This window comes from Pseudobacillus sp. FSL P4-0506 (assembly GCF_038003025.1).
In the GTDB taxonomy this organism is placed as follows: domain Bacteria; phylum Bacillota; class Bacilli; order Bacillales; family Domibacillaceae; genus Pseudobacillus.
The window spans coordinates 2,065,654-2,076,844 of the sequence record NZ_JBBOOI010000001.1 but is presented as its reverse complement, the minus strand read 5'-3'; the positions used below and the strand labels follow the sequence as shown (position 1 = coordinate 2,076,844).

Annotated in this window: 12 protein-coding genes; 1 reads left to right on the top strand and 11 read right to left on the bottom strand. The window is 42.9% G+C overall.

Going from position 1 to position 11,191, the window contains the following annotated elements; translation table 11 throughout:
• Positions 1-31: 31 nt before the first annotated feature.
• The 9 genes from ccsB to MKZ02_RS10215 form a co-directional block, all read right to left on the bottom strand.
• On the bottom strand, positions 32-1,219 hold the full coding sequence (gene ccsB, locus MKZ02_RS10255; protein ID WP_120032686.1) for a c-type cytochrome biogenesis protein CcsB: 1,188 nt from the start codon (positions 1,217-1,219) through the stop codon (positions 32-34).
• Between the two features lie 156 nt (positions 1,220-1,375).
• Entirely contained in the window at positions 1,376-2,989 is a 1,614-nt protein-coding gene (gene resB / locus MKZ02_RS10250; RefSeq protein WP_340853440.1) for a cytochrome c biogenesis protein ResB, read from the bottom strand.
• A gap of 16 nt (positions 2,990-3,005) precedes the next feature.
• Entirely contained in the window at positions 3,006-3,539 is a 534-nt protein-coding gene (gene resA / locus MKZ02_RS10245; protein WP_120032692.1) for a thiol-disulfide oxidoreductase ResA, read from the bottom strand.
• Positions 3,540-3,712: 173 nt separating this feature from the next.
• Positions 3,713-4,444, bottom strand: coding sequence for a pseudouridine synthase (locus tag MKZ02_RS10240; protein WP_120032695.1), 732 nt, complete (start codon positions 4,442-4,444; stop codon positions 3,713-3,715).
• Positions 4,445-4,656: 212 nt separating this feature from the next.
• Positions 4,657-5,166, bottom strand: a complete 510-nt coding sequence (locus MKZ02_RS10235) for a spore maturation protein (RefSeq protein ID WP_182917147.1) — start codon at positions 5,164-5,166, stop codon at positions 4,657-4,659.
• A gap of 18 nt (positions 5,167-5,184) precedes the next feature.
• A complete protein-coding gene (locus MKZ02_RS10230; protein ID WP_120032701.1) occupies positions 5,185-5,778 on the bottom strand; it encodes a nucleoside recognition domain-containing protein in 594 nt (197 codons plus the stop codon).
• A gap of 15 nt (positions 5,779-5,793) precedes the next feature.
• On the bottom strand, positions 5,794-6,909 hold the full coding sequence (locus MKZ02_RS10225) for a D-alanyl-D-alanine carboxypeptidase family protein (protein ID WP_340853438.1): 1,116 nt from the start codon (positions 6,907-6,909) through the stop codon (positions 5,794-5,796).
• A gap of 95 nt (positions 6,910-7,004) precedes the next feature.
• Positions 7,005-7,595, bottom strand: coding sequence for an SMC-Scp complex subunit ScpB (gene scpB / locus MKZ02_RS10220; protein ID WP_340853437.1), 591 nt, complete (start codon positions 7,593-7,595; stop codon positions 7,005-7,007).
• The gene (locus MKZ02_RS10215; RefSeq protein WP_340853436.1) at positions 7,582-8,331 is read right to left on the bottom strand and encodes a segregation/condensation protein A; all 750 of its coding nucleotides are present in this window, start codon (positions 8,329-8,331) and stop codon (positions 7,582-7,584) included. Before MKZ02_RS10215 ends, scpB begins: the two co-directional genes overlap by 14 nt.
• Positions 8,332-8,487: 156 nt before the next feature.
• On the opposite strand from MKZ02_RS10215, the gene MKZ02_RS10210 reads away from it, so the two are divergent.
• Positions 8,488-9,033, top strand: coding sequence for a DUF309 domain-containing protein (locus MKZ02_RS10210; RefSeq protein WP_340853434.1), 546 nt, complete (start codon positions 8,488-8,490; stop codon positions 9,031-9,033).
• 124 nt (positions 9,034-9,157) lie between these two features.
• Here the strand turns inward: MKZ02_RS10210 and MKZ02_RS10205 are convergent, their stop codons facing one another.
• Together MKZ02_RS10205 and lysA are read right to left on the bottom strand one after the other, a co-directional pair.
• Positions 9,158-9,514, bottom strand: a complete 357-nt coding sequence (locus tag MKZ02_RS10205; RefSeq protein WP_120032716.1) for a GNAT family N-acetyltransferase — start codon at positions 9,512-9,514, stop codon at positions 9,158-9,160.
• Positions 9,515-9,743: 229 nt separating this feature from the next.
• Positions 9,744-11,063: a diaminopimelate decarboxylase gene (gene lysA, locus MKZ02_RS10200; RefSeq protein ID WP_120032719.1), complete on the bottom strand. Its 1,320-nt coding sequence runs from the start codon at positions 11,061-11,063 to the stop codon at positions 9,744-9,746.
• Positions 11,064-11,191: the final 128 nt, after the last annotated feature.

Below are 11,191 nucleotides of genomic sequence, written 5' to 3'. Positions count from 1 at the left end.
ATAAAAAAGCCTCCGCACAAGGCGGAGACAGTTAGGCATATGAATGAAGACCAGCAATAACCAGGTTGACAGCGACAAGGTTAAACATAATAATAACGAACCCGATTACAGCCAGCCAAGCTGACTTTTGTCCATGCCATCCTTTTGACAAGCGCAAATGCAAAAAGGCAGCATAGAACAGCCAAGTAATGAGCGCCCATACTTCTTTCGGGTCCCATCCCCAAAACCTTGTCCAAGCAATCTGCGCCCAAATCATTGCGAAGATTAAACCGCCAAGTGTGAAGACAGGAAAACCGATTAAGATAGCGCGATAACTGACCTCGTCCATTAAATCCGTGTTCACATTTTTAACGAGCGGCTTAACAAGGGCTCCAATGCGTTTTCTTGTCAGCAGGCGAATCAGGCCATACAATAATGCACCAGCAGCAAGTGACCAAATCGTCGTATTCAATTTTTTCGAATTAATAAAGGCCGGCATGTCTACAATCGGTTCAAACTTATCTTTCGTTAATAGTTTCCCCTCATTTGGACCCACAATCGCCGGTACAGTAAACGTCTCTTTAGCTACGTTGCCCTCTTTGTTAACATACTCAAATTGCGCTTCATAACCGGATAGCGTAAAGGTAGTTGTTACTGCGACAAACCCTACAACCGCAATAAGGCTATACATAATGAGTTCGAGCCAAATCGTCTGTTTGCTGCGCTTGGACTGATCAATCGTTTTCACTAAATAAACTAGTCCAGCAATAAAACTGATGGCAAGAATGCCTTCCCCGGCTGCCACAGTTGTTACGTGAATATGCAGCCATTGGCTTTGGAGAGCCGGAATGAGCGGGCTAATATCACGTGGAAACATGCTTGCATAAGCAATAATAACCAGTGCAACCGGCAAGGCAAACACGCCGAGCACAGGAAGACGATACATGAAATAAATAATGATAAAAGCGCCAACTAGCATCATTGAAAAGAATGTAATAAATTCAAATAGATTACTTACAGGCGCATGACCTGAAGCAGCCCATCGAGTAAAAAAGTAACCTAGCTGGGAAGCGAAGCCAAGCACAGCTACTGTAATACCTAATTTGCCCCAGCGGTTTTCTGCTTGTTTTTCTCCATTTTTCTTTGGACGAATGGCTCCGCCAAAGAAAAATGTCGCGATCAAATACATAATAAATGAAGCATATAGCAAATTCCCGCTCCATTGGACTAAATCGGACATAGAACGATTCCTCCTTTTAAATTAAGCTATGTCACATTCTAGTCGATTGTTGGCTCCGTGTCTTAGACTCCTCTCCCCTGCTATTTTATTGTTATAAAGGATGAGCCTTAGCCGAATAAGCCAACCTCCGAATCTACTCTTCTAAACAAATCTTTCTTATCCTTGTTGATCTTCCGGCATTGGAATAGCCGTGTCCTCAAGAACAGAATTGATTTCTCTTTTTAGCCCATGCCAGTTTTTATTCGTATGAGCAGCAACATATATTTCACCGTCTATTTGACGAATCCACAGACGGCGATGGTTCCAGTAAGCCCCCTGAATCACTCCGATCATAAAAATGGCTCCTCCTACACCAAGTATCCATAGAGTCAAGTCTTTACGCACGGTTAAAGCTGAGATGTTTCGTGTTTCAATTCCTCTGAATTCCATTTTGTAATCGGTTTTCCCTACAGGTTCAAGCGTTTGACGGATCGCTGTAAAGCTGATTTCCCCTTTCGGATGCTCAGGAGAAACCATTTTGAATAAGAAAGCCGGATTGTTCGGAAGGGGAGATTTTGTTTTTGGTTCTCCATCTGACCCTATGCCATCATAATCAGGATAGTAACCAACAATTTCGACTTTATATCCATTGCCGAGATCATATGTATCTTTTGGATTAAAGAGATCAACCTTCACTCTGCCCGCTTCTTTTTGTGTCGCTTTGTTTGTCAGGGCCAGTTCCATTGCTTTCATTTCATCTTTGCTGTAACTGTCCTGATAAAGAGCGAATTTATCGAATTTCAGCGGCTCATTCACCCTAATCTCCGCATCTTTCACCTTTACAAGCTTTGGCTTTGCCCCTGGAAGATCCCGATTTTCATCTCTGTAAAGAACCGCATCGGTCTGATAATTTTTAACGACATTCCCTGTTCGTTTGAGCGCTTCCTTGAAAACTTCCGGATCTTTCTTCTCATCGTAATTTTCAATGGTGAATTTTTCGTTTTTTAAGTAATACTCTCCCTTTGTACCCGGGATTTCAAGTGTTTCTCCTTCCCGAATCCATAGCATTGCGTCCGTATACATGCCATCTGCGGATCGAAGCATCGCTCCAATTAAAAAAATAATTAATCCGATATGGTTGACATAAGGACCCCAACGAGAAAAGCGCCCTTTTTCAGCAAGAAGGCTGCCATCTTCTTCTCGGATATGATAACGTTTGCTTTTCAATTTTTCTTTTACTTTATCAAGCTCTTCAGGCTGAAGCGCTCCTTCTTTTAAAGCAAATAAGCGCTGTTTTTTCATAAACGAACCATGCCGGGCGACGCGCTGGTTCTTTAGCGCCCGATATAACGGAATAACACGGTCCAAGCTACAAATAACGAGTGACACGCCGATTGCTGCAATTAAGCCAATAAACCAAATAGAATTATATAGATCATAAAACCCAAGCGTGTAATAGATTTTGCCGGCCGTTCCGTAGGTCTCCTCATAATAAGTTTCCGGAGACACATTGTTCGGAATAAATAGCTTTTGTGGAAAAATTGTTCCGATAGAGGAAGCAATTAACGTTAATACAATCAACCAAATACCAACCTTAACGGAAGAGAAAAAATTCCAGATCTTGTCAACAATCGTTTTATTATACGTTTGTGACCGACGGGCACTGCCTTCGTAACGCATATCATGCAGCTTTTCTTTCTGCGCTTCTTCAGTCAGTGCCCTGCCGCAGGACTCACATAAAATCGTTCCATGTGGATTTACGTGGCCACATTCACATTTTACCTTCGCCATACTCAAACTCCTTAAGTTAAGGTTTCACTTTTTCAAACAAAGCTCGCACCTGTTCTTCTTTCACTAATCCACCAATAACAATTTCTTCAACCTTTCCTTCAGGGCTAATCATAAAAGTAGCCGGAAGCGGATTAATTCCGTAAGCATCCTGAACCTCTTTTGTAGAATCAATAGCAATCGGAAAAGTCAGGCCATACTGCTTGGCGAACTTTTTCGTCTGTAACTCAGAATCACCAACATTGACGGCAAGGACTTCCACTCCCTGGGCTTTAAATTCTTTAGACAGCTTTTCCATATGAGGCATTTCTTTTTTACATGGTTCGCACCAGGTTCCCCAGAAATTCAAGAAAACGCCCTTTCCTTTATAGTCGGATAACTGCCGTTCTTTCCCCGATAAATCTGTCAAAACAAAATCAGGCGCTTTGTCGCCTTTTTGCAAGTTGCCGCGCGCTTCTTTCGTTAAATTCGAGTAAAACGTATAGCCAACCGCTACCGCAAGTACCGCTAAAATAATAGAGCGAACGATTAACCTTTTTTTCTTTTTGTTCAAGTCCTTGGGCCCTCCTTATGAAGTATAGACATGTGTTTTTCTACTTATCCTTCAATGAATGGGAAGTTTAATTGTAGTTATTCGACAAAAAAGTTTCAAAACTACCCCCATTATACCATTTTGTCTTTTTGTTGCTAAAAAGGGATTTGAAGGATATGTGACAGTTTAGTCATCTATCGCAGAGAGCCTGTCTCAGCTAGTGTACGCAGCTGTTTCACTTCATGAGTTGTCAGTTCGCGAAATTCTCCTGCATTCAACCCATTTAGATTCAAAAAAGCATAGCGTTCCCTTTTCAGCTTCTGCACCTCAAAGCCAATTGCTTCAAACATGCGCCGTACCTGACGGTTTCTCCCCTCATGTATCGTGATCTCAATCAGTGACCGCTGTTTTTTTCTATCGACGGACAGTTCCTTCACTTTTGCAGGTGCTGTCTTGCCATCTTCAAGCTGAATGCCTGTTGCTAATCTCTTAAGCAAATGACGCTGCGGAATCCCATTCAGGCGGGCTACATACGTTTTATCTATTTGGTAGCGGGGGTGAGTAAGCAAGTTAGAAAACTCTCCATCGTTCGTTACAATTAACAAACCTGATGTATCATAGTCTAAGCGGCCTACCGGAAAAATTCGCTGCTCTACAAATGGAAAGAAATCGGTTACTACTTTCCGTTGTTTGTCATCTGACACAGCGGAAATCACTCCGCGCGGTTTGTAAAATAAATAATATACTTTTCTTTCTCTCTCCACCGGAACCCCGCCGACTTCTACCCGGTCAGAAACCCCTACTTTTGTCCCTAGTTCTCTTACAACTTTTCCATTCACTTTTACTTTTCCTTCAATAATCAGCTCTTCCGCTTTCCGCCTGGAAGCGATACCGGCTTGAGCAATCACCTTTTGTAGCCGTTCCATTCTTTTCACCTCAACGTTTCAGTATGTGTCCTTATGCATTATTACACATCCATCCAAATAAGAAAAGAGCGAGGCTTCTCTTGGAATTCAGCCACAAAAAAGCGATTGTTGCAGATAGCCATGAGCCCTCTGCAACAATCGCTGTTTGATTATTTATGAAAGATAGAAACATTTGTCTATATAGCCCCTTTAAGCCGTTTGAATACATCGTCTTAAAACATCCAGGAAACAATGACGAGTGCTGCAATGAATCCTGCTACGTCAGCCCATAGCCCAACTTTTAAAGCGTCCCCCATTTTTTTGATGCCGACCGCACCAAAGTAAACAGTTAACACGTAAAAGGTTGTATCAGTGCTTCCCTGCATGACTGAAGCAAGCCGGCCGATGAAAGAATCTGGTCCATGAACAGCGATTAAATCACTAACCATGCCCAGTGCTGCATTTCCAGAAATCGGGCGAATAATAGCAAGCGGAAATACTTCCGGCGGCAAACCGATCCATAGCAAGACAGGCCTCACCCATTCTACTAAACTATCCAATGCTCCTGAAGCCCGAAAAATTCCGATCGCCACCATCATTCCAATAAGATAGGGAATAATAGAAACGGCTATATGGATGCCTTCCTTTCCCCCTTCTACGAAACTCTCATACGTGGGTACTTTTTTAAATGTGCCGTACAATAGAATAAAAGCAATCATGATTGGTATGATCCACATAGACATGAGAGAAAGCCAAACCACTTACTTCCCCTCCCTTTTTTTTCTTCTTATATAAAAAAAACGATCAATTGCTATAGCTGCTACCGCTGAACAGGCTGTAGCTAAAATTGTGGGTGCAATAATTTCAGCAGGCGAAGCGGAATGATAGGAAAAGCGAATAGCGAGTACGGTCGTCGGAATAAGAGTAATACTTGATGTATTAATAGCGAGAAAGGTAATCATAGACCGGCTTGCTTCCGCTTTCCCGCCATTCAGCCGCTTCAGTTCCTCCATCGCCTTGATGCCGAGGGGCGTAGCGGCATTTCCAAGCCCAAAAAAATTGGCGGTCATATTAGAAAGAATGTATCCCATTGCCGGATGGCCGGACGGAATATCGGGAAAAAGCCTTTTGGCAAACGGCTCAAATAACCGGGCCAGCTTCTTTAATAAGCCAGCTTCTTCGGCTATTTTCATCAAGCCGAGCCAGAAGACGAGCACGCTAACCAGCCCGATACAAATCGTTACTGCTTCACCAGCCGATTTAAACACCGCTTCATTTACTTCTGCCATTTTTCCATTTACCGCGGCAAAGATCAGTCCAATGATTGTCAGCCCTACCCATATAAAGTTAACCATTCTTTATCCCGCCGTTCATGACCAAGGCAACCAGTCCTTCCACTTTTTCCATATTGATGTGTCCTTCTCTTGCTTTTCTGCCTTATAATAAATCGGAACTGAATCCAGCTTTTTCTTTTTCAAATATACCTCTGCTCGTCCTACTACAGCCGGCGCTTGCCCATTTTCCCATTGCTTTTTTGGTTTGAGCATCTGATAGCGAACGGCAACCTTCTTTTCTTCTTTCTTTGTCAAAGGATAGAACACCTCTCGCTTTAAATAAAGACGATCTTTATAAAACGGGTGATTTCCCGCTTTCACCTTTCCTTTTTGAAGAATAATTCTAGGATCATAATTTGCAAAGCCTTGTTCATAGAGGTAAATGTGGTCATTCCAGTCATCTGGTGCATTCAATGTGACGGCAATCAAATCCAGATCGCCCTTTGTTGCTGTCGTGACAAGCGTTCTTTTTGCTTTCTTCGTATATCCTGTTTTTCCACCTGTACAGTATTTATACTTTTCTGTTAACAAGCGATTTTTGTTATACCAAATTCTGTCCCACTCGCCTTCCGGATCGGGTGATCTATATACTTCTGTACCGGAGATTTTACGGTACTTGGCATTTTTCATAGCATATCGCGTCAATAATGCCATGTCATAAGCGGTAGAACGGTGCTTCTCACTGTCATCCAGCCCGTGGGGGTTGGCGAAGTTTGTATTTTTCATACCGATTTCCTTGGCCTTTTCATTCATTAAGTACACAAAACCTTCCACGCTTCCGCCAACATGCTCTGCAATAGCCACTGCCGCATCATTTCCTGACCGAAGCATGAGGCCGTACACTAAATCCTCAAGCGGAATTTTTTCTCCTTTTTTTAAATAAACAGAGGAACCCTCCGTGTGCACAGCCCGTTCACTTACTTTCACTTTTTCATCTAGCTTGTCCGATTCGATCGCAATGATAGCTGTCATAATCTTTGTTATGCTGGCAATGCGCATGACAGCATGAGGGTTTTTTTCATAAAGGATCCGTCCGCTTTGCTGTTCCATTAATACAGCACTCGCTGCACTCGGTCCGGCTGCTGCTGCAGAGGCCCCGGATGTCAGAAACAGCAGGAAAGCCAGGATGGCAATTGGCAGCTTTTTTTTCATCCACTCTTCTCTCCCTTGCTCATTTGTACAAATATATGCCAAATGAGCATATTTAGAATGGATAGAAAACAAAAAAAGCGGCAGCCGCCGCTTTTTTAAGATTCGTTTGCAAACACTTGCTCAAATTGTTCAAAAAACAAATCAGCTTCCTCCGGTTCAGAAGAGGCCAGCTCTTCAGAAAGCGGCGGAAGCTCCGCCAAATCCTTCATTCCAAAACAATCAAGAAACTCTTTCGTTGTGCCATATAATATCGGCCGTCCCGGCCCCTCGCTTCGCCCCGTTTCCTTAATCAGCCCTTTGACCGTAAGGGTGTGAAGGGCACTTTCTGTTTTTACTCCGCGGATTTCTTCGATTTCTGCTCGGGTGATCGGCTGCTTATAAGCAATGATCGCCAGCGTTTCAAGTGCAGCCTGGGACAGCGTCTGCGGCTGGCTGCTCTCAACCAGTTTCTTTAAATAAGGAGCATGTTCTCTTTTCGTTGCCAGCTGATAAGTGCCTGCCAATTCGATCAATCCAATGCCTCGCTCTTCATCCTTCTCATATCTTTCTTTCAGCTCTTCTATAATGCCTGCAGCTTCAAACTCTTCTACTTCAAGTACTTGAGCGAGCTGTTTTAAAGTCAGTCCACCATCACCTGCCGCAAAAAGCAAACTCTCTGTTATGCCTAGCCAATTAACAACCGTCATCGATTGCTCCTCCTTTCGCCCGGATGAACAACTCTGAAAAATTTTCTTGCTGTTCTACTATAACCTCATTTTGCTTCATCAGCTCCAAGACAGCTAGAAAACTAACCACTAGCACTTCCTTGTCTCCTGCAGTAAATAACTCACCAAACTTAAATAACTTTCCGCTTCGCTTCAGCCTGGATAAAATCTCATCCATCCTCTTTTCAATCGGAATTTCCTGTCTCGCTATGGTGGCGACATAGGGCCGCTTTAATTTTTTTCGTCGAAGGAGCTTATGGAACGCCCCGAGCATATCATACACTGTTACATTTAAATCGGCTGCTGTTGGTTCTTCGTTGCTAAAAGCCGTCAGGTCACTTGGCGCCTTTGTAAAGAACTGCCCTCGCTCCAACTCTTTGTCTTGGAGCTTCTTAGCTGCCTCTTTAAACTTCCTGTATTCCACCAGCTGCTCAACCAGTTCTTCACGGGGATCCTCTTCCCACGCTTCCTCTGTCTCTTCTTCTTCGTGAACAGGGAGAAGCGTCTTGCTTTTAATGGCAAGAAGAGTAGCGGCCATCACCAAATACTCACTCGCAAGATCGAGTTCCAGCTCTTTCATCGCATGAATAAATAGAAGGTATTGTTCCGTAATTTCTGCCATTGGAATATCATATATATCTATTTCCAGCCGCTGAATTAAATGAAGCAACAAATCAAGCGGCCCTTCAAACACTTCTGTTTTTACGTTATATTGCATTCTTCATCACCAGTTCTTTTTCAAATCCGTCAATCCATCTCCTGTTTTTAGTATAGAGGAATACTGTTTTGTGTCCAGCCATTTTTTCAATTTGATTGAAATGCTGGCAGCGTGGTAAAGTAGAAGCAGTAAGCACATCCATTTGGGAGGACGTTCATGTATTCTTTTCCGCTACCGTATTTGAGTTTTTTGGTTCATTTCCATGAAAGTCATGATTATTTTGAATGCCACGAGGTGCTTGAGGAATATTGGAAAGAAAAAACCGATCAATCACGGGACTCTGTTTGGGTCGGGCTGATTCAAACAGCCGTTTCTTTATATCATCATCGCCGCGGCAACCTGGCTGGGGCAAAAAAATTAGCTGCTAAGGCATTAAAAATTCTTAAAAAACGAAAAAGCGAACTGACCGAACTGGGGATCGACAGCGAGGCATTTATCAGCCAGTTTGAACACCGCCTGCAAGAAATAAAGGAGGAAAAAGCATTTACTGAAATGGCCATTCCCTTTGCAGACAAAGAAGTGGTTGAGCAATATCGCCGCTTCCATGCAAGCTGTGCTCCGTCCTTTTTAAAAGAAGATCCATCTTACCTGTATAACAAACATCTATTGAGGGACCGTTCCCATGTTCTTGCTGCCCGTGAACAGTCGTTAAAAGAACGGCATAAACTTCTTCCGACAACCGATCCGCCTGCTAATCCGTAAAAATCATTGGACGTGGCCGACTTAGGTGTCGCCTCCTGTAACTAAGCGACACCGTTCCAACAATACAGTAAATCGTACTTTTCCTTTTATTATTTTTTAACACAGCTAAGAAGACCCGGCGTCATTACACCGGGTCTTCTTCTTGTTCGCACTTATAAAAGAAAGCAGATGTAGACGAATTAGGTACAAGATGCTTATCGGAATAAAGGTCTTTCAACGCTTTTAGCATTTTCTTCCCAATTCCTTCCTGTCTGTAGGATGGGTTTACGCTAATATGCTGGATTTCCACTTTATCAGCTGTGATCCTAGCTCCTATTGCGCCTACAATATCTTCTTCTTTCCATAAATATAATTGCCAGTCATCTGCTGTTTCATACGATTTCATCGTCTCTTGAAGTTTTTTAATGTCTTTTTCTTCAGGCATGAACGACAGCAAACCCATAGCTATTTTTTCAAAAGCTTTTTTATAACGAATCAGCATCCCAAGTCCCTCTTCAGTTTAATTCTCAATATACATTTGCTAATTTCTCTATCTTTTCGCCATTTACTATGTTACTAAAGCTTTGGGAATTAAGCAACTTCCCTTCCATTTATTTCATAATAAAAAATGCGTAATAGCATCCCCATCCAATGGAGAACAATAGCAATATGATAAAGAGCCATACATTCTTCTTGTTCAACATATTTCACCTCTAGTCGACGGCGGGCAGCTACTGCTTCACTGTTACATTTAACGGTAAATCTAACTTGACCAGATCCTCATAGCTTTCCCTTCTAATCACTAATTCAGCCTGGCTATTCTCTACAAACACGACCGGCGGTCTCGGAATACGATTATAATTATTCGCCATGGAATAGCCGTAAGCGCCTGTACAAAAGACTGCAAGAAGATCATTATTCGATGCTTTAGGAAGCGGTAAATCCCAGATTAGCATATCACCAGATTCACAGCACTTTCCTGCAATGGATACCGTTTCTTCTATCGGATCGTTCGCCCGATTGGCAAGTACAGCCTCGTACTTGGCATCGTATAAGGCCGGGCGAATGTTATCGCTCATTCCCCCGTCTACAGCCAGATATTTTCTGACTTCTGGGACAGATTTTTCAGACCCAATGCGATATAGAGTAATCCCTGCGTCACCGACGAGTGACCGCCCCGGCTCAATCCAAATTTCAGGCATGGCAAGACCAAGCTCAGCCGTCTTTTTCTGTACTTCTTTAATAATCTCTTCTACATACTTGGAAGGGGCAAGAGGTTCATCTTCTTCTGTATATCGAATGCCAAACCCTCCGCCAAGATTTAAAACTTTGGATTCAAATTGGAAGCGATCTTTCCACTCGGACAGCTTATTAATAATCTTATCAGCAGCCAATTTGAAGCCCGTTGTTTCAAAAATTTGTGAACCAATGTGGCAATGAAGGCCCAGCAATTCGATTCCCCTCATCTCCACTGCCCTTTTTAAGGCTTCTTCTGCTTGTCCATTATTCAAATCAAACCCAAACTTAGAATCTTCCTGTCCAGTTAAAATGTAGTCGTGAGTATGTGCTTCAATTCCAGGAGTAACACGCAACAAAATATTGACTTTCTCCCCTTTTTCATTGCAAATGGACTCCAGTAATTCCAGCTCATAAAAATTATCAACCACAATGCAGCCGATGCGGTATTCAAGCGCCATCATCAATTCTTCCCGGCTTTTATTGTTGCCGTGAAAATGAATACGTTCAGCCGGGAAGCCAGCTTTCATCGCAGTGTAAAGCTCTCCTCCGGACACTACATCCAAAGATAAGCCTTCTTGATTTGCAAGCTGCATCATACCAACAGCGGCAAAAGCCTTACTTGCATAAGCAACCTGGGCCGTCACGCCAAGCTGTTCGAATGTGTGTTTAAACCCTCGGGCTCTTTCCCGAATTAATGCCACGTCATAAATATACAGAGGGGTGCCATAGTGTTCAGCTAAGCTGACAACATCAATTCCTCCAACTTCTAAATGCCCTTCTTTATTTATACAGGCTGTTCCATATGTATGCATACCCTCACCTCGATTCTTGGAGTTTTGTTTGCCTCGCTTGTTGTTTTATCACTCGTGTAAGTTAGAAGAAATAGACAGCTGCTCTTCCGCAGACTGTCTATTAGCAAACAAATTTTAGGTTAAAAGTA